This is a genomic window from Rhizobium sp. SVR5-2C, assembly GCF_056755115.1.
This window is the reverse complement of the sequence record NZ_JBNDHT010000137.1, coordinates 1-18,686: the sequence shown is the minus strand read 5'-3', so window position 1 is coordinate 18,686 and position 18,686 is coordinate 1. Positions and strand designations below refer to the sequence as shown.

At 56.4% G+C, this 18,686-nt stretch carries 17 protein-coding genes and 1 pseudogene; 9 read left to right on the top strand and 9 right to left on the bottom strand.

The features are described 5' to 3' along the window. The coding region (locus tag ACPYOI_RS28560; protein WP_164820079.1) for a 4Fe-4S dicluster domain-containing protein at nucleotides 1-114 on the top strand (114 nt) is incomplete at its 5' end. A 124-nt stretch (nucleotides 115-238) separates the two neighbouring features. Here the strand turns inward: ACPYOI_RS28560 and ACPYOI_RS28555 are convergent. From ACPYOI_RS28555 to ACPYOI_RS28545, 3 genes are read right to left on the bottom strand one after another with little or no spacing between them, the layout of a single operon-like run. Next, complete coding sequence (locus ACPYOI_RS28555; protein WP_481416329.1) at nucleotides 239-1,129, bottom strand: ABC transporter permease; 891 nt, start codon at nucleotides 1,127-1,129, stop codon at nucleotides 239-241. Between the two features lie 31 nt (nucleotides 1,130-1,160). Further along, complete coding sequence (locus ACPYOI_RS28550; RefSeq protein ID WP_481416328.1) at nucleotides 1,161-2,177, bottom strand: ABC transporter substrate-binding protein; 1,017 nt, start codon at nucleotides 2,175-2,177, stop codon at nucleotides 1,161-1,163. A gap of 59 nt (nucleotides 2,178-2,236) precedes the next feature. Then, the gene (locus tag ACPYOI_RS28545; protein ID WP_481423675.1) at nucleotides 2,237-3,019 is read right to left on the bottom strand and encodes an ABC transporter ATP-binding protein; all 783 of its coding nucleotides are present in this window, start codon (nucleotides 3,017-3,019) and stop codon (nucleotides 2,237-2,239) included. 286 nt (nucleotides 3,020-3,305) lie between these two features. Between ACPYOI_RS28545 and ACPYOI_RS28540 the strand changes: the two genes are divergently transcribed. The 5 genes from ACPYOI_RS28540 (at nucleotide 3,306) to ACPYOI_RS28520 (ending at nucleotide 9,905) form a co-directional block, all read left to right on the top strand. After that, the gene (locus ACPYOI_RS28540; RefSeq protein WP_481423674.1) at nucleotides 3,306-4,514 is read left to right on the top strand and encodes a mandelate racemase/muconate lactonizing enzyme family protein; all 1,209 of its coding nucleotides are present in this window, start codon (nucleotides 3,306-3,308) and stop codon (nucleotides 4,512-4,514) included. After that, complete coding sequence (locus tag ACPYOI_RS28535; protein ID WP_481423673.1) at nucleotides 4,511-5,911, top strand: MmgE/PrpD family protein; 1,401 nt, start codon at nucleotides 4,511-4,513, stop codon at nucleotides 5,909-5,911. Before ACPYOI_RS28540 ends, ACPYOI_RS28535 begins: the two co-directional genes overlap by 4 nt. Nucleotides 5,912-6,350: 439 nt before the next feature. After that, nucleotides 6,351-6,581 carry a chromate transporter gene (locus ACPYOI_RS28530; RefSeq protein ID WP_481423676.1) on the top strand — a complete coding sequence of 77 codons (231 nt, stop codon included), beginning with the start codon at nucleotides 6,351-6,353 and terminating at the stop codon, nucleotides 6,579-6,581. Nucleotides 6,582-7,278: 697 nt separating this feature from the next. Beyond that, on the top strand, nucleotides 7,279-7,731 hold the full coding sequence (locus tag ACPYOI_RS28525) for a (2Fe-2S)-binding protein (RefSeq protein WP_481423672.1): 453 nt from the start codon (nucleotides 7,279-7,281) through the stop codon (nucleotides 7,729-7,731). Between the two features lie 14 nt (nucleotides 7,732-7,745). Further along, the gene (locus ACPYOI_RS28520; protein ID WP_481423671.1) at nucleotides 7,746-9,905 is read left to right on the top strand and encodes a xanthine dehydrogenase family protein molybdopterin-binding subunit; all 2,160 of its coding nucleotides are present in this window, start codon (nucleotides 7,746-7,748) and stop codon (nucleotides 9,903-9,905) included. A 264-nt stretch (nucleotides 9,906-10,169) separates the two neighbouring features. Here the strand turns inward: ACPYOI_RS28520 and ACPYOI_RS28515 are convergent, their stop codons facing one another. The 4 genes from ACPYOI_RS28515 to ACPYOI_RS28500 all read right to left on the bottom strand — a co-directional run bounded on the left by ACPYOI_RS28515 (nucleotide 10,170) and on the right by ACPYOI_RS28500 (nucleotide 13,210). After that, nucleotides 10,170-11,063 carry a fructose bisphosphate aldolase gene (locus tag ACPYOI_RS28515; protein WP_481423670.1) on the bottom strand — a complete coding sequence of 298 codons (894 nt, stop codon included), beginning with the start codon at nucleotides 11,061-11,063 and terminating at the stop codon, nucleotides 10,170-10,172. Beyond that, complete coding sequence (locus ACPYOI_RS28510; RefSeq protein WP_481423669.1) at nucleotides 11,056-11,757, bottom strand: DsbA family oxidoreductase; 702 nt, start codon at nucleotides 11,755-11,757, stop codon at nucleotides 11,056-11,058. The genes ACPYOI_RS28515 and ACPYOI_RS28510 overlap by 8 nt, the downstream gene beginning before the upstream one ends. A gap of 36 nt (nucleotides 11,758-11,793) precedes the next feature. Further along, nucleotides 11,794-12,309 carry a Dps family protein gene (locus ACPYOI_RS28505; protein WP_481416320.1) on the bottom strand — a complete coding sequence of 172 codons (516 nt, stop codon included), beginning with the start codon at nucleotides 12,307-12,309 and terminating at the stop codon, nucleotides 11,794-11,796. Nucleotides 12,310-12,817: 508 nt separating this feature from the next. Further along, nucleotides 12,818-13,210, bottom strand: coding sequence for an OsmC family protein (locus tag ACPYOI_RS28500; RefSeq protein WP_481423668.1), 393 nt, complete (start codon nucleotides 13,208-13,210; stop codon nucleotides 12,818-12,820). Nucleotides 13,211-13,974: 764 nt separating this feature from the next. Between ACPYOI_RS28500 and ACPYOI_RS28495 the strand changes: the two genes are divergently transcribed. From ACPYOI_RS28495 to ACPYOI_RS28485, 3 genes and pseudogenes are all read left to right on the top strand, one after another. Next, on the top strand, nucleotides 13,975-15,006 hold the full coding sequence (locus tag ACPYOI_RS28495) for an alpha/beta hydrolase (protein WP_481423667.1): 1,032 nt from the start codon (nucleotides 13,975-13,977) through the stop codon (nucleotides 15,004-15,006). A 33-nt stretch (nucleotides 15,007-15,039) separates the two neighbouring features. Then, nucleotides 15,040-16,490 (top strand): annotated as a pseudogene (locus ACPYOI_RS28490) (catalase). 61 nt (nucleotides 16,491-16,551) lie between these two features. Beyond that, the gene (locus tag ACPYOI_RS28485) at nucleotides 16,552-17,151 is read left to right on the top strand and encodes an HD domain-containing protein (RefSeq protein WP_481416316.1); all 600 of its coding nucleotides are present in this window, start codon (nucleotides 16,552-16,554) and stop codon (nucleotides 17,149-17,151) included. Between the two features lie 54 nt (nucleotides 17,152-17,205). Here ACPYOI_RS28485 and ACPYOI_RS28480 read toward each other — a convergent pair whose 3' ends face one another. Together ACPYOI_RS28480 and ACPYOI_RS28475 are read right to left on the bottom strand one after the other, a co-directional pair. Beyond that, nucleotides 17,206-17,565 (bottom strand): hypothetical protein, encoded by a 360-nt coding sequence (locus ACPYOI_RS28480; RefSeq protein ID WP_481423666.1) that lies wholly within the window; start codon nucleotides 17,563-17,565, stop codon nucleotides 17,206-17,208. A 229-nt stretch (nucleotides 17,566-17,794) separates the two neighbouring features. Further along, nucleotides 17,795-18,686: efflux MFS transporter permease (locus tag ACPYOI_RS28475; protein WP_481423665.1), on the bottom strand; the 892-nt coding region annotated here is incomplete at its 5' end.

Below are 18,686 nucleotides of genomic sequence, written 5' to 3'. Positions count from 1 at the left end.
ATCAACGCCCAGAACTGCGTCCACTGCAAGACCTGCGACATCAAGGACCCCAACCAGAACATCAACTGGGTGCCGCCCCAGGGCGGCGAGGGGCCGGTTTATCCCAATATGTGAGGCGGTTCGGGCCGGGCCCAATGCCTGCCTGCGAACCGCGGACCTCATCTCAAGATGATGATGCAAAGGCCCGGCTGATTACTCGGCCGGGCCTTTATCGTTGTTTCCGAACTGGCCGCTCTGGTCAGAGCGGCTTCACTTCCCATTTTTCCGTCGTCTTCCGCTCGAGCGTGCGAACGATAAGCTTCTCGGTGGTGAAGCCGACGACGGAGATGAGGATCATCGACATCATCAGGTCGTCGGCCCTGAACTGAAAGCGCGCTTCCGTCAGGACGAACCCAACACCTGCTTTGGCCGACAGCATTTCAGCCGCAACGATCATGCGCCACGCGCCGCCGAGCGCAATCCGCATGCCGGTGATGATATATGGCGTTGCTGCCGGCAAAATGACCCGCCGCAACAGCGTGAAACCCTTTGCCCCGTAACAACGCCCGGCATCGATCAGGATCGGATTGATATTACGCACGCCCGCTTCGGTATTGAAGAACATTGCAAAAAATTCGGCCATGAAGACGACGAAGATCACCGCCTTGTCGGTCAGGCCGAACCAGAGAATCGCCAGGGGGATCCAGGCAATGCCCGGGACGGGGTAGAGAAGCCGGATGACCGGCTCCACAAATTCCCGCGCCGTACGGTATCGGCCGATGATGATGCCGGCCGGAATGGCCACCACCGCCGCAACGGAAAAGCCGATGATCGCCCTGATGAAACTCATGACCAGATGAACGTAGATGTTCGGGCCGTAAAGCCATTCATCCGTCCTCGACAGTGTCAATGTCTGGAAGATGTTCTTGAAGACGGCAATAGGCCCGGGCAGAATAACTTCTATGCCATAGAAGCTCGAGACAGCCTGCCAGAAAACCAGCAACCCAATGATCCCGATAGTTGCTCGAATGGTTCGCCTGCGCAGCTCGCTCGCTCTGCGCTTTTTCCCATAGTTGGCGAGCTGCTCCGATCCAAACGAAACATCATCGAACTTCGAATAACTGGCCATCTGACCCGATAAATCTGACATTACCTCTCCCATTCTCCTGTGGCGTCGAGCTTCACGCCTGGAAGCTCAAATCGAAGACATCGCGGAACGGGTCGAGCTTCTTGCTCAGCTCGCCGCGCTCGACCATTGGCGTACCGACGAAGTTCCACCACTTCTCGGCCTGCTCCTTCGACATTCCGATCGTCGGGTTGATACGTTCATAGGCGTCCTGCAGAATTTCTTTCTTCGTCCCGGACCATTGCGAAATGATCGGAATCATCTCTTCCTTCGATGACTTCTTGTAGAAGTCGTTCGCCGACTGGGTGGCCTTCATGAAGGCGCGCGCAAGATCCCCCTTGCTCTTCAGGAATTCTCGGTTTGCAGCCATGAATGTCATTGGCGGCGGGTTGGCGCCGAAATCGCCACGAGATGCCGACATGAAGAGATGTCCGCCTTTGTTCTTGATTGCGAGCGTCGTCGTCGGTTCCGAATGAAGAAAGCCATCGATCTGATCGGTCAGAAGTGCGGTCGGCATATTGCCGCCTTCGACCGTTAGGAACTGCCATCCGAGTTCCTTGGTCGTCATCTTCTTCTCCGTCGCCAGCCAGCCGCGCATCAATGCGAGGTGGTCCGAGGATGGTGACGAGACACCGATACGAATGTCCTTTCCGACGAGTTCATCGAAATTCTTCGGCTGCAGCTTGGTGCTGAGGACGAGGTTTGTGTGTCCCGGATTGGAGCCTGAAATCACCGAGAGACTAGGCGCGCTGCCTGCATCCACCATTCGGGCATTCAGTCGAACGGACTCAGGACCACCGCCATAGTATATGTCGAGGTCGCCGTTGAAGAGCGACTGGATACCGTCGACGGTCTGACCGGAGGTGAAGCGTTGCGCCTGGACTTCGAACCCGGCATTCTTGTAGGCGCCGATGTGGTCGGCAACGCCATAGGCCAAGGTCGTCAGATTGGGATACAGATAACCGAGCTTGATCACGCCTTTGCTTTGCGCCTTGGCGGATAGTCCACCGGTCGAAATAATCGCAGCGCTTGCAAGGGTGCTGATGCCGAACTGCCGGCGGGTCATTTTCATTGTAATATCCTCCCTTTGAATTGGTGTTGAGCGGCGCCCCTCGCGCCGATCCTGTTCGATCAATGTCCGCTTGTCTCACGCATCCGTTCGGTCAGGTCGGCTTTCAGCTGATTGAATTCGTTGCTGTCGCGATTTCTTGGCCAGGGCTCCCCGATTGAGATATCGGCGACGATGCGGCCCGGAGAGGGCGCCAGGATTATGACCCGGCTTGCGAGCGCCACGGCCTCCTCCACGTCATGCGTCACGTAGACCACGGTGCGTGGTTCCGCGAGCCAGGCCTGTACGAGATAATCCTGCAGGCTCATGCGGTTGATCGCGTCGATTGCCGAAAACGGCTCGTCCATCAGGAGAACCGATGCAGCCTGAAGGCTCCATGCGCGAGCGACCGCAACACGATGCTTCATGCCACCGGATAATTGGTACGGATACTTGTCGATCGCGTCCGAGAGACCAACGATCTTTAGGACTTCCTCGGCCCTCTCCCTCGACCTCTGCTTGTCCCAGCCAGCCATTTCAAGACCGAATGTGACGTTTCTCATGACGGTCAGCCAGGGAAAGAGCGCAGCTTCCTGAAAGACAATTGCCCGATCAAGGCCAGGCCCGTCGATTGCTTTTCCATTGACCAGCAATTCCCCTTTCAGCGGCACCATCAGGCCGGCGAGCATGCGCAGGAAACTGCTTTTGCCGCAGCCACTCGGCCCCAACACGCACAGGAACTCGTTTTTGCGTACCTGCAGCTCGAATTTGTCGAGCGCCTTACTCCAGCCGGTCGCCGTCTCGTAGGCATGGCTGAGCGCGATAGCTTCGATCACATGGTCATCGGTCTTCGCAACCACATTCATTCGGTTCATTCCTCCCGGGCATATACGTCCTCACATATTTCACAATATGGAACACAATTTCATCAAAACTGTACGATGACGAAGCAGCCGAGTCAATCAAGGTCGAATAAAATTGGCCGTGAGTATCGCGTGACGCGGAGCGCGGATGCTGCTTGACTGGGGAAACGAGATCTAATTATTATGAAATCTCGTTCCATGATATGAAATATTGATTTGGCCTGCACTGTCTCAGATGCGGATCCGGTAATCCGGACGGTAGGGGTCATCACCAAAGGGAGGTTTGCTCGTGATTTCTGCAACATCAACGGGATTTCGAGACGGTCCGCGCGTCGAGCGGCTTGAAGTCTATGTAACCGACCTGACGATGCGTTTGCAGCGGATGCGATCGACCGGCGGGTATGACACCGGCGCAATGGGACAATTATTGGGCAAGCCTGTGCTACTGAAGCTCTTTGCAGAGGGCATCGTCGGCTATGGACAGATCCGCCCCCTCGCCCCTCATCACTCCATGTCGGAGACCTATGGGAGCATCATCACCGCCATCACCGAAGTCTATGGCCCGAAACTGCTCGGGCAACGCGTGTTCGACATCGAAAAGATCACTTCTGAGTTCGATCTGGCCGGGCCTTTCAATTTCAATGCGCGCGCGATCATCGATCACGCCCTCCATGATGCCTGCGGCAAGGCGGTCGGCCAGCCGGTCTACAATCTCATCGGCGGGCTGTGCCAGGAGCGCCTACCGCTGGAATGGTCGATAAGCATGGCAGCCGATGTCAAAAAGATGGTCGCCGACGCACAGAGAGCCATCGACGAATTCGGCATCAAGGTCCTGTGCATCAAGGCCGGCCATCCACAGGGTTGGAGAAAGGATCGCGAGCATCTGGCCGCCATCCGCAAGGCTGTAGGCGACGACATCGTTGTCGGTCTCGACCCGAACACGGGATGGAGCGTCGCCGAGACCATCCAGGCGCTGGAGGGCATGGAATCCTATCGCGTCGGATATCTCGAACAGCCGATCGACAGGAATGACCTCGAAGGCATGGCGGAAATTCGTCGCGCGGCAAAAGGTGTGCCGATCATGGCCGACGAGGCCTTGAGTTCCATCCAGGACGCACGGCGCATCGTGGAGGCAAGGGCTGCTGACGTTCTTTGCATCAAGCTCTACAAGCACGGAGGCATCACGCCGGCACGCAAGATTGCCGCGATCGCCGAAGCTGCAAACATCAAGATCAACTGTGGCGGCCTCGCAGTCCAGTCGCAACTGGAGGCCGCCGCCGGCGCGCACTTCTACGCAAGCCGGGCGGCAAAGCAGGTCATGCCGGCTGCCGAGTTCATCTTCGGGTTGGGCATTTTGGACCCGGATCCTCTCGTGCCCGAAACTGATTTCACCATCAGGGACGGCCACGTCACACCTCCATCAGGGCCGGGTCTCGGCATAGCTGTCGATGAGAAGGCGCTGGAAGCCTGCGCCCTCCGCAAGGACGTGCTGCAATGATTGCAACAGGGGAGAAGCCACCGATACAGAACGACGTTCCGGCGACGTCCCTGCTTGGTCATTGGTCTGCCGCGCTGCATTTCGATGATATTCCTGGCGATGTCGTGGCGCATCTGAAAACCTGCCTCCTGGACGGTCTGGGGTGCGCTATCTTCGGATCGCGGCAGCCTTGGGGCCGTATCGTAGCCGAAACCATTTCCGACTGGAGTGGCGACGGCCGGTCCGCCCTCTTCGGACATCGGGGTAACGCCTCTCCGCCCGACGCAGCCCTGATAAATGGCACGGCCTTGCACGGCTTCGAGATCGATGATGTTCACGTCGCATCCTCCTACCATCCCGCGAGCGTGACGATCCCGGCGGTCTTTGCCGTCGGAGACGAGCAGCAGATATCCGGGAAGGAAGCCATCACGGCTCTCGCCGCCGGCTACGAGGCTGGCATCCGGCTGGGCATCGCGGCGGGAACGAAGCATTCCACTAGCGGCTACCATGTCACGGGCACGGTTGGTGCGGTGGGAGGCGCGGTCGCCGCGGCGCGGGCTCTTGCGCTTGATGGGGACAGGACGACGCACGCGATCGGCATCGGCGCAACCCAGGCGGCGGGGCTCTATTCGGCAAGATTAGGTGCCATGGCAAAGCGGTTTCACGCTGGGCGTGCGTCGCAGAGCGGCGTCATCGCAGCTTATCTTGCACGGCGAGGCTTTACAGGCAGCGAAATCGCCATCGAGGCCCCTGTCGGGGGATTCCTGAGCACCCTGAACGGCCAAGGGCCGGCTAGCAGGATTACGGACGACCTCGGCACTCGCTGGGAAACCCGCCGGGTAGGATTCAAAATCTATGCCGCATGCGCGAGCGCGCACACCATCGTCGATGCGCTTGATGCGCTGATGACGAAGGGATTGGCCGCTGACAACCTCAAGTCGCTCGATATCGGGATGAGCCGGAAGGGAGCGTTGAACGTCGGTTGGGATTATAAGCCAGGAGAAGTCGTATCGGCGCAGATGAACGGTTATTATACGGCAGCGGTGAAGCTACTAGACGGCGCAGCCTTCGTCGATCAATATCGGCAAGAGCGGCTCGCAGATCCAAGGATACTGGCCCTTGTCCGGAAAATGAAAATCTTCCACGATCAGGCGCTTGACGCGGGCGGCGCTGAAAAGCGGCACGCCGTCAACGTCATGGCAGACTTGCTCGACGGACAGCGCCTCGAAGTCCATGTGGAACAACGCAGCGGTAGCGCCGAGCATCCTTTGTCACACGACCAAATCAAATCAAAGTTCACGAGGCTCGCGCAAACGCTTCTACCGGAGCAAAGAATCGCGCGCATCTGCGATCTAGTGGCCGGTCTGGAAGAACTTCCAAAATTATCGGCACTGTCGGCTTTGCTTTCGCAAAGCTGAGAGTGGAACGATTTTGTAGCTTTCTGGCTTACCGAGCCTCTTCTTGTCGGTGCAGGGGCCGCCGCGGTCGGAATATCGCTGTCCATGGGCCTTCATGCCGCAGGGTGGAGCCGGCCGCGCCGATTCACATCGCTCATCTTGCTGGCAATCACGTTTCTTGCGATCGCAACGTTTCAGCTTCCATTGTTTTGCACAGTGCTCGCGGTCGGCGGCACGGGTTTCCTGTGGGCATACGGGGAGACAAGATCAAACAGGTTGCGGGTAGATCCCAGCATAGCTCGGATGGCCGTGTTTCTGCCGCTGTCGGTCATAACCATCGGCGGCGGTCAAAGTGCAATCTCCGAAATCCAACGCAGGCCGTTGATCTACATCCTTGGCTGAGCGCGCGGGACTTCATTGACACTTAGACAATTTCCCGGATGCCACTGGACCAGGCTCGCTGATCGCAACCTTGATCGGCTGGGAGGCCGATTGTGCAGCCGATGCCGCCGTTGCTACGCTTTGCCTATTCGGACCAACGTCATTCCTAATGTACGCTGTCGCGCATCAGTGGACGAAACATCGCGGAAAGCCGTGGCAGATCGCGTTGTCGACTAGGCCTCGTCCGGTGGACGCCGGCATGATTCTTGCGGCAACGTCGTTTCTCATGCGGTCGAGACCGGTGGACTGATCGGGATCTCATATGTCTGATGTCCTCGGCGCCGCCGATCGCGAAACGCACTAGCCCGATGTTGGTGATCGCGTTGGGGCGCCATCATCAACTGCAGTGCTGTCCTGGTAATGTGCCGATTACGAAACCAGAAAGAAGCCAAAGCACAGGCCCCCCTCTCCCCAAAGCACGTCCGAAGATTGAAGCTTTGCTCAGCGGCCATGCTTGCTCGTTTCCAAAGTCACTATTTACCAAAATACAAGTTTTGAGCTTTCATCTGACGGATACTGGATGACGCTCTTGAAGGGGTCGAACCATCGACCAGGCGATTTCCCTCGTGTGGCATATCGTTGATTTATGGAACTTGCGAGGCCGAGGGTCCGGATGTGAAAGTTTCAGCGTAGCCATCATTCATGGCGTTCGGCCTTGGTAGTGGCACCCAGCAGGACGTGCAAGGAATTCGCAAAAAAGCGCAGGCGCAACCGCGCCGAATAGAGACGAGCTAATTCTCGTGGAAGATAAGCAAGACTATTCCGCCAAGATCAATCAGCGGCGGTGCTTTGCGGCGAGGAGAGCATTGTCTCCCTAATCCTAGGCGCGACAGCCATCCTCGACCAGCTGCAAATTTGCGCAACAACGGCGGCAAAAATTCAGTTTGAATTCGGCGCGAATTGGCCTGCATGGTCCGGCAAATCTGTCAGGCACGCGCGAGGCTCCTATGCCGTTTACAATTTCCGTCAACGGAAATATTCACGACGTCGACGTCGACGACGATACTCCCTTGCTATGGGTCCTGAGAGATGTACTTGGCATGACCGGCACCAAGTTCGGTTGCGGCATGGCGTTGTGCGGCGCGTGCACCGTCCACGTTGACGGGGTCCCTACACGGTCCTGCATTACGACGATCGACAGTCTCGGCGACAGCAAAATCATCACCATCGAAGCGATCGGACTCACTCCCACGGGTGCAGCGGTTCAGAAGGCGTGGCTCGACCTGGAGGTCGTTCAATGCGGTTACTGTCAGTCAGGGCAGATCATGTCCGCGGCCGCTTTGTTGGCGCAAACGCCGAAACCGACGGATGAAGACATCGATGCCGCAATGTCGGGCAACGTCTGCCGTTGCGGCACTTATCAACGTATTCGTGCAGCCATTCATCGTGCGGCAGCGTGACGGAGATCCCGCAAATGACCAATGTCGAGCTCGATCGCCGGCAATTTCTGAAAGCCGTAGGCACCGCGACCGCCGCACTTGTCGTACCGATTGCCATCGTGCCCTTGCAAGCTTACGGCGCCGCGTCATACGTGCCAAATGTCTTCATCCGTATCGACGCAACGGGCATGATCACTTTCACCATGCCGATGGCGGAGATGGGACAGGGCGTTCATACCGCACATGCGATGTTGCTCGCCGAAGAGCTGGAAGTCGGTTTGGACAGGGTCCGGCTTGAGCAGTCTCCGCCCGACGACGCCAAATACGCCAATCCGATCCTACATGTGCAGACGACGGGTTTGTCGACGTCCATGCGCGCATTCTGGCTGCCACTACGGCAGGCAGGAGCTGTCGCGAGAACGCTGCTCATATCGGCTGCTGCGAAAAGCTGGGGCGTTGATCCCGCAAATCTTCGGGCGCGGAATGGCTCAGTCACAGATGGCCGGCGGCAGATCGCCTACGAGAGGCTCGTCGACATTGCATCGCAACTGCCCATCCCGGATGCGGGCAGCGTCACGCTCAAGGATATTTCGAACGCAAAATTGATCGGCACACGTGCCCGGCGGATGGATACACCCGACAAAGTCAACGGCAAGGCGCAATTCGGCATCGATGTTCTCCTGCCGCGCCTGAAGTTTGCGGCAATCGCGATCACGCCGGTACGAGGTGGGAAGGTCCAGGCGGTCAATCAGGCTGCAGCGCTTTCCGTCAAGGGCGTCAGGCAGGTTGTCGATCTCGGTGACGTCGTCGCTATCGTTGCCGACCACACGGCGGCGGCCCGCAAGGGACTAGAGGCCGCTTCAATTACGTGGAATGACGGCGCCAATGGACATGTCGGGAGCGCCGACTTCATTAAGCAGCTCGAGGAAGAGTCCAGGCAGGCTGGCGCGGTTGCTCGTGATGATGGGGATTGGAAAGGTGCAATGACAGCTGCCGAAAAGCGGATCGACGCGGTCTATCAGTTGCCCTTCCTCGCGCATGCCGCCATGGAGCCGATGAATTGTACAGTTCACGCTCGAGGCGACGGTTGCGATATTTGGGTTGGCACGCAGGCACCAACCGAGACACAACGTGCTGTCGCGGAGGTCATGGGTCTCGCGCCCGAAAAAGTACGTGTTCGCAACCATCTAATCGGCGGTGGGTTCGGTCGCAGGCTCGACGTCGACGGAAGCGTTCTGGCCGCCCGCATTGCAATGAAGGTCGATGGTCCAGTCAAGGTCATCTGGAGTCGCGAGGAGGATATCCAGCATGACCTTTACCGCCCCTATTACTACGATAGGATCTCTGCCGGACTGGACGGAAGTGGACAGCCCAAAGCCTGGACCCATAGAATTGCGGGATCCTCTGTTGTGGCAAGGTTCCTGCCCCCTTTGTTCAAGGACGGTCTGGACTTCGACGCCGTCGAAGGGGCAGCAATGCCGCCATACGCACTTCCCAATATCCACGTCGACTATGTACGCGTCGAACCTCAAGGTGTGTTGACGGGTTTCTGGCGTGGCGTCGGGCCGGTTCACAATGTTTTCGTTGTCGAAAGCTTTATCGACGAACTTGCACTGGCAGCAAACAAGGATCCACTCGCCTACCGCGAGATGCTTTTGGCGCACAACCCGCGGGCCTTGGCTGTCCTCAAGCTAGCCGCGTCGCGTGCGGGATGGGGCACACCTTTGCCGAAGGGACAGGGACGAGGGATTTCGCTCCAGTCGGCGTTCGGTAGTTATCTGTCGCAAGTGGCCGAGGTTGATGTTTCGGACAGCGGAACAGTCAAGGTTTTGCGAATTGTTTGCGCTGTCGATTGCGGCATTGCGGTCAATCCCGACACGATTGAAGCTCAGGTTGAAGGTGGTACGCTTTTCGGCCTCACTGCAGCCCTGCACGGAGCGATTACCTTCGCCGGTGGACGGGTCGAGCAGTCAAATTTTGACACCTATCTTCCGATGCGCATCGACGAAGTCCCAGTCGTGGAGACGCATATTGTTGAAAGTAGCGAAGCACCGGGTGGCCTCGGCGAAGCGCCTACAGCTGCCGTGGCACCAGCGGTTACCAACGCCATCTTTGCGGCGACGGGCAAACGCGTGCGCACCTTGCCGATCAATACCGGCTCTCTTAAGCGCGGTAAGCTAGCGTATCCGTTTTGATAAAGGATGTTCTAGCTTCCGTTTTCGGTTTCTTAGGCAGTAATGCGTTTGCCAGCACGATGAGCTTTCCTATGACGGCCGTTATGGCGACCTTGGGAGGCCTTGCCGTCTTGCCGGTGAGAGATGCCTCCTCAGCAACAAAGGCTATGGCGGCTTCGTCTACGGCTCCTCTGCCCGATCCTGCCGACCCCCATCCGAGCGCTCAAAGCGACTAAATTTTGGGGAACCGCCCATGCCGCGATGCTGGATTCGGCTGTCTTCCCGTTAGTCTTTCTTAATGCTCGCCTGGTAAATTTCATTGATGCTGTTAGAGAGAGCGTTATCGATCGCGATGTCCGTCATTGGGTACCGAAGATCTTCGGCAAGCGCACGCGAAAAACTCGCGATAACCCCTCTGTTGTGCCGGAGCTTTTCGCAAGCATCGGCGCGACTGTAGCCACCGGACAGCGCTAGGACGCGCATGACATTCCGTGATTCAACAAGCGGCCTATACAGGTCAGGAACCGTCGGAATTGTGAGCTTAAGAATAACGTTCATACCGTCAGGGAGGGTGGCGAGCCTCGTGCCAATTTCATCGCGGAGAATTGTTTCGGCGCCAGCCTTGTCCGGGCTGCTAATCAACACTTCGGGCTCGATGATGGGCGTCAGTCCATAACTACTGATATGCTTGGCGACCTGGAACTGTTGTTCCACAATGGCAGCAATCCCCTTAGCGGATGGAAGTCTAACCACCGATCGCATTTTTGTTCCGAAGATGCCCTTCCTAACCGCGCGTTCCAGCAGGCTGTCGAGCTTCGGCATTGGTCTCATCAGCTGCACACCGTCAAGCTCCGGTTCACGACCGCTGTCGACCTTAAGCAAAGGTACGATATGCCGATCCTGCCATAGATAAGATGGAATGGGCTTGCCTTCGATATCGCTGTCCATCGTTTGTTCAAACAATATCGCGGCGATGACTTTGTCACCTGAAAAGGATGGTGCCGTCACAATCCTCATCCTCATTTCGTGGATGAGCTTAAACATTTGCGCTTCACTGCTATATGCACTGTCCGGAATTCCATACAAGCGCAACGCTTCCGGTGTGGACCCACCGCTCTGGTCAAGCGCTGCAACGGAGCCCGGCTTGCCAGCCATTTGCGCTGCCATCTCTTCAAGCATTGCTGCGGTCTCGCTGCGAATATTGACCGCCTTGATTCCCGTGCTTGGCTAAGTGAACGAAGGGTTCGAACATGTCCTCAGACACAAAGCCTCTTATTGCTCGCCCACCCATCAGCCACGTGGGCGTCGCCGTGACGCCAATTTGATGCCCCAAATGCTCGCTTTCACTGAGCCAAACGGCCGCTTCGCCACTAACGAGGCTATTGCGCAGGCTATTCGTATCGACAATTACCTCCCCGACACATCGTACCACGACATCCAGGTCTCCGATATCAAGGTCCTCCGCAAAATGAGCGCGAAACAGTCGACTCTGAACGGGCGCAAATGACGAGGTTTCATTCCGGCGCACCCACTCCGCAGCAGAAAGTGCAAGGCGAGAGTTCGGCAGGCGTGGTGGCCAATGAAGTTGTAGGTGAAGAATTGCAGCATCACTTTCGATTCTCTCGTACATGACGCCTATGCGCTCACCAATATGCACACCTTCTTTGGGAATATCGGGATGTGCCTGAAACGGAAGTTCTACGACGACGACGCCGTGATCCATCAAGAATCGGGTTCGTGCTTGACCCAGGTAGCAGAATGGGCAGGTCAGATCGTACCAATGCAGTGCGATAGAACCCTGTGCAACAATGTCAGCCAACATTCCGGGACTGGCGGATAGGATCTCATTATCGTTGACGAACATGTTGCTCATTGCTTTCCCTTACCAACGGGTCTTAGCAGCCGTCGCCTAACGTGCGCGTGTTGCTTCAAAAAGGAACCAAAGCCGACGCTCAGCTTCGTCGAGCCAATTCTCAATCAAGCTCGTACTTGCGAAGTCGTTGCGTTCGGACGTCAGCTCGTGCAACTGCCGTAAATATCCGACCAATTGCGCGTTGTCCTCCCGAAGCTCCGACAGCATATCACCCGGAGTAACGTACTCAGCGTCATTATCGGAAAGACGTTTTAGCCGTGCGATGTGGCCAATTGAGCGCAGCGTGGTGCCACCAACCTTGCGAGCACGTTCGGCAACGGCATCAGTCATCGCGAACAACTCATCCGCCTGCTCATCGAGAAGGAGATGGTAGTCACGGAAGTGGGAGCCCGACATATGCCAGTGAAAGTTCTTTGTCTTGACGTAAAGCCCGAAGATATCGGCTAGCAGCAATGTCAGCGCTCCAGCAATTTCCGTTATCGCTTCATCAGACAGCCCACTCGGCGTGGATAGAGAGGCACGACGTATTTCTTTTGCGCGTTCGCGATCCATAGACAACCTCAGATGATATGTGTTTCGAAACCGCGGCAGGCCGAGCTACTCAGCCTCACCACTATCTTTCCGTTTCTCGGCGTTGTCGCGTGAGGCCTCGGTTCGGGCTCGACCAGGAGATATTGCGTCACTGGCTGGGAAGGTTTCCTCCAGCGCCTCTTCGAGATAGTCGTCCTGCTCTACTTCGAGCTTGTCCCTTTGAGCGGCCTGGCCTTGGTGCATAATTCGAATATCCGTATCTTGGCAAGAAAGCATGACCGCCGGATTGGGCGACCGGCTTTCTCGTTCGGTCAAACAACGAAGGATTACGCCAACCGAAGCCCAACCTCCACCAGCACTTTTGCTTTAAGGGAGAAGCAAAATTGCAATTTTCGGATTCTTGCTCATGGCCACCGATTGGTGTGTTCACGGACAACCGCATGATAGATGCAGAGCGGCTCTCGTGTGGCTTCTTTTAAAGGGATGTCAAAACACCCTAAAAACAACCGCCAAGACAAGATCGACAGATTTACGGTGCAATTGCGGTGTGAATTGTCAGGCCGGCCTTGAGGATCAAAGTCACCGGCGTTTTCTCGGCTATTTCTGCCAATCGCAGCATTTGCTTGTCGTCCAGTCCAATGCCTTTTAGGGTTCGCCTAACGGCGAGCGCACCCTCTAACGTGCGAAGCAAGTCTACACCGACCTCCAGGTGTTCAAGTGGCCATTGTTTGCGGTCTGCATACATGCGTAATGTGATAGCGGTACACGCGGCGAGACTGGATAGCAGCAAATCGTACGGTGCGGGTCCGATATTCTCTCCGCCGTTTTGTATTGGCTCATCAGAATTGAAGGTGTGCCCGCTTATGTCGATCTTCGTTAGATAATGATCAATCCCGATCCGCGCTGTGCCATGTGCTTTCATGCTTTTCCTTATCGGACGAAGTTTGTGGGCGGATATGCTGCTGCGCAGGACTGTAAATGATGGAGTTGCCAAATCAGTTCTATCGCTGATCCCGTGGAACAAGATATTTCGTCGTTGTGATCCTTCCGTGTTCGAGCATTTCTTTCATAGGCTGAACATTAGCTTCGATTTCACCCTTGGGCGGCTTGCCAATGCGGCGAGCGTCTTGTCCGCAATCCAGCCGCCAGGAAGGGACATTACCTCTCACCTCTGTCGTCACGTTTTCTGGTCCAATGGCAAAACCTATACGCCACCGCACGGGCGCGACGAAGAACCGGGTTTCATATGCAACCTCGGCGCATGTTTGATATTTGTGACCGCACCTGTCCAACCAAGATTAAAACCCAAAGGGCGCCCTCAGCAGCTGCATCAACTGTGAAAATACTGTAATCAAATAAACATCGGATAGATACGCGGATGGAGATCAATCCTCCACCGGCACTTTTGCTCAACAATTTGGGCAAAAATGCTGTTTGAAATTGTCCAGCGCGAGTGCGTTTTTTGCTTGGACGATTTTTGCATACCGAGGGGGTTTTGGCGCTTGCATTTCCAACCTGTGGAATTGTTGAGATCGCCGTTGAATCATGCGGATCGCGGAGACGGATAGGAGGCATCGCCGTTACGCAGCCTTTGATTCCCGTTTCGCTCGAGGCCGACAGTTTCTTGCCTAAAGGCTCAACCCTCGGCACTTCTTGATAATGTGAGGCGCGAGAGCGAGAGCGGCGATGGCTGACCTGGAGGCGTCTACGAAAAAGATACTAGCTCCTGAGATGAGAGAGGTGCTTGGCGAGCTCGAGCGACTTGGTGCACTGCCGCTAGCGCAGTTGACCGTCGAGCGCGCGCGCGCACAACCTGGGCCCGCTGACGCTGTAAATTCGCTTGAGATCAGTCGTCACATAGATCGATCGCCTGAGTATTCGATCCGCAGCCATGATCTTTTCTACCTATCGCCGGCCGGCCCAACGTCTGTTCGGATTTACAGCCCGAGCACGGCCGAAGCGCCCTACCCTGTCGTGCTTTATTTCCATAGCGGTGGTTTTGTGATCGGCAACGTCGATACTTACGACATGACTGCTCGTCGATTGGCCCTTCGCGGGAAAGCGCTCGTCGTGTCAGTGGACTACCGCAAAGCTCCGGAGTACCCGTTCCCGGCCGCTCATGAGGATGCTTGGTCTGCGTATCTTTGGATCCTCGAACGAGCCGCGGGATTCGGCGCAGATCCAACCAGAATTGCGTTGGTAGGCGAAAGCGCCGGAGGAAATCTCGCCGCAAACGTCGCAATCCGCGCTGCAGCCGAAAAGGTATTAGCACCAGCCTGCCAAATACTGCTCTATCCGCTCGCCGGGAGCAACGTCGACACCCCTTCGTACCATGAGAACGCGGAGAGTGAGCCATTAGGAAGGGCCGGGATGTTGTGGTTCTTCCAGAACGCTTTCGCCGATCGCTCAATACTCGGCGATCCACGCATCAACCTGGTTACATACCCGAAACGGGCTCTCACAGATCTCGCTCCAGCGCTTGTCATTACTGCAGATCTCGACCCGCTACGAAGCGATGGGCAAGTCTATGCCGAGCGCCTGCGGAGTGCTGGCGTCTCTGTGACCGCCTTGAACATTGAAGGCCTCGGGCATGAGTTCTTTTGCATGAACGCGCTCGTTCCAGGCGCCGCATTTGCGATGCAGTCGATTGTCGGAACCATGACACAGAAATTCCAAGCAACCACGAGCCTGGAGGATAGTCCTGGCCGTCTTGGCTAGAACCCAACGAAAACGCAAGTAAGGATGGGAATAATGGACCATAAGCTAACCACCGTTGCCGGGGCACCGGTCGCTAATAATTTCAATATCGAGACTGCGGGTCCGAGGGGCCCTGCCCTTCTCCAGGATGTGTGGCTGATCGAAAAGCTCGCACACTTTGACCGCGAAGTAATTCCGGAGCGGCGGATGCATGCTAAGGGCTCAGGCGCTTACGGCACCTTCACGGTGACGAATGACATCAGCCGATACACCAAGGCGGCAATCTTTTCGAAGGTCGGAAAGAAGACTGAGATGTTCGCACGCTTCTCGACAGTGGCCGGAGAGCGCGGTGCAGCTGATGCTGAACGAGACATACGAGGTTTTGCGCTAAAGTTCTACACTGAACAGGGTAACTGGGACCTCGTCGGGAATAATACCCCGGTATTTTTCTTTCGTGATCCGCTGCGTTTTCCAGACCTGAATCACGCCATCAAGCGTGATCCGAGAACTGGAATGAGAAGTGCAGAAAGCAACTGGGACTTCTGGACGTTGCTTCCCGAAGCGCTTCACCAGGTAACAATTGTCATGAGTGAGCGGGGCATTCCAAAGAGCTTCCGCCACATGCATGGTTTCGGTAGTCATACCTACAGTTTCATCAATGCCGGCAACGAACGCTACTGGGTGAAATTCACCTTCAAAACTCAGCAGGGAATCGAGAACCTGACAGATGGTGAAGCGAAGGCGGTCATCGGAGAGGACCGAGAAAGCCACCAGCGGGACTTCTTTGAAAGCATTGAGCGGGGCGACTATCCAAGCTGGAAGCTTTACGTGCAGATCATGCCGGAGAAGGCAGCGGCAACGCACCCGGTTAATCCCTTCGATCTTACGAAGGTTTGGCCTCACAAGGACTATCCGCTGATCGAGGTGGGCGTGATGGAGCTGAACCGTAACCCCGAGAATGTGTTTGCGGAGGTTGAACAGGCGTCCTTTACTCCGGCAAATGTCGTGCCCGGGATTAGCTTCTCGCCCGACAAGATGCTCCAGGCGAGATTGTTTTCATACGGCGATGCAGCACGCTATCGACTTGGCGTCAATCACCATCAGATCCCGGTGAATGCACCGCGTTGCCCCTACCATTCCTATCACCGCGATGGCGCAATGCGGGTGGACGGCAATCATGGTGCAACGACGACCTAGTTCCCAACTCTCGCGGCGAGTGGGATGAGCAGCCTGATTTTCGGGAGCCTCCGCTGGCTATTGAAGGTGCAGCGGATCATTGGGATCATCGTATTGATGAAGATCATTTTGAACAGCCCGGCAACCTCTTCCGTATGATGACGGCTGATCAGCAGCAGACGCTTTTCGATAATACGGCGCGATCTTTGGGCGGCGTCTCGCTTCATATTCAGCAGCGCCACGTAGCGAATTGCCTCAGGGCTGATCCAGCCTACGGCGCGGGCATCGCACGCGCGCTCGGAATTTCTTACGAACAAGCAGCTGAGTAAGGTTTATCCAATGTCCAAAAATAGCGAAATCATCGCCGGAATCAGGATCCCGGACAGCCAAATGGCAAGGTCTGCGACGGAGTTGGTGCGCGATACCGAAACTGATCTTCTTTATCACCATTCACGGCGCGTGTTTCTCTTTGGCGCGCTGGCTGGGGAACGGAAGGGTTTGAACTATGACCCGGAACTTCTTTACATCGGTGCCATGTTTCACGACATGGGGCTGATCGATTCCTACGCCAGCGAGACGGAGCGGTTTGAAGTGGACGGCGCCAATGCCGCCAAAAACTTCCTGGCGGCCTACGATATCTCGGAGCGGGATGTTGATGATGTTTGGGATTCGATCGCGTTGCATACCACGCCCGGCATTCCCCAGCACAAGCGCCCCACCGTGGCTCTTGTGACGGCCGGTGTCGAGATGGACGTTCTCGGCATTGCGTATGACGAATTCACCGAGCAGCAACGTCACGAGATCTGCAACTGCCATCCGCGGGGCCTGAAGTTCAAACATGGTATCTTATCGGCCTTCTGCTACGGGACGATCAAAAAGCCAGACACGACGTTCGGCAACGTGAAGGCGGACGTTCTTTCCAGGATGGATCCAACCTATAAGCGCGTCGATTTTGCAGAAATGATCATGGGTTCGAAATGGGATAGCTGACGATCCTAAGCTGCACGACTGCTTCGCCAAGGAAAAACACAATGCTCAAAGTATTCAAAAATCGATTTCCCGCCATTGCAATCGCTGCAATTGTGGCCGGTGTCCCTTTCTCACCGGTCGATGCAGGTCCAGTTCGACAGCAGCCCGTAAAGGCAGGATAAAGATGTAAAGCCGCTGCTGCTGGGGCAGCATTCGCCCCAGCTGTTTTCCCGCAAGTCTGCGCCGAGAGCCCGCAATTCGATCATACCCACCGGCCCCGACGGGTGCGGCACGCGCCGATGGTCCCGGGCCGGTTGCGGCAAGCAAAGCGTGGGCAGCTTCTGCCGGAAATTCTCTAAACATCGCAGAGCGCTTCGTCCAGGGAAGTGGTTCTGGCGGGTCCTTGAATACCGTAACCAAATCGCGGAAGGCCATGTCGCCTTTCTCCGGACTTCGTGGAACTGCTTGGGGAGCGACCCAGCCGGAATGCCTCGGCTCTTTCGATGTTACGGAGTGGAGAACGCGATCGACATCTATGCTTTGGCTGACCGAGAGACCCATTCACCGTCCGCGCTTTCGCCTGTCGATAACTTAGCCCTTGCGGGGCTTTGTTGCGGGACGGCCTGCGCGCGGTGGCTCTTTGATCTTATCCCCCGGGCGATGGCTAGAGAAATCGGCCAGGTAAGCGAGTTTTTCGCAAGAAGATGCTCACGATGGCGGCCGACAGGATAAGTGTTCCAATGACGGAAAACGCGTCCGCAAAGGCCATAACGTAAGCTTCCCGCTGTACGGTTCGTGCCAGAACAAGGTTGATTGCCGCTGCACCGTCGTCGGCAGTCAGGCGGGGTTGTATAAGGCTTTGAAGCTGAGCAACCCGCGTTTGCAACACTACGTCGCCGCTTTGAATATGTGCGCCGATCAGATTCGAGTGGACTTGCTCGCGGATACGAACCAGCGATCCGATGAAAGCTAGGGCCAAGGCCGTCCCGACAGTGCGCGTTATATGGACCCATGAAGCTGCCCATGGGATTTGGGCGAACTCTATATCTTCCGTGAGGATAACCATAACCGGCACCGCAGTGAACGAACTGCCGATGGTCTGCAGCGCGAGAGGCAGGAGGAACTCCTGCGCAGCCCAACTACTCGAAACGTTGACACATAGCAACGATCCAAGGCCGAAGACGACGGCGCCAAAGCCAAGCAGGTTACGCGGATCTGCCCGGTAGCTGAGCCAGGCGATGGCAGGCGTCAATAAGATCTGAAGCAGCGCCGCGACCATGAACAACACGCCGCTTTCCAGCGCTCGATATCCCTGAACGCGGATGAGAAATTGAGGAATGACAAAGCTTGCTGACATAAGGCCAAAACGTGTCAGCAGCATCACCACGATCCCGAGCCCGAAATTGTGATGCCCCAGAAGCTGGGGACCAACGATTGGACTTGGTTGCAGCATCGAGTTCACCATGAAAGCGGCAATCAGAATGAACGCAGCTCCAACGAGACCGACAATCAGGCCGGAACTGAGCCAATCCAATCTATTTCCTTGATCGAGCGCA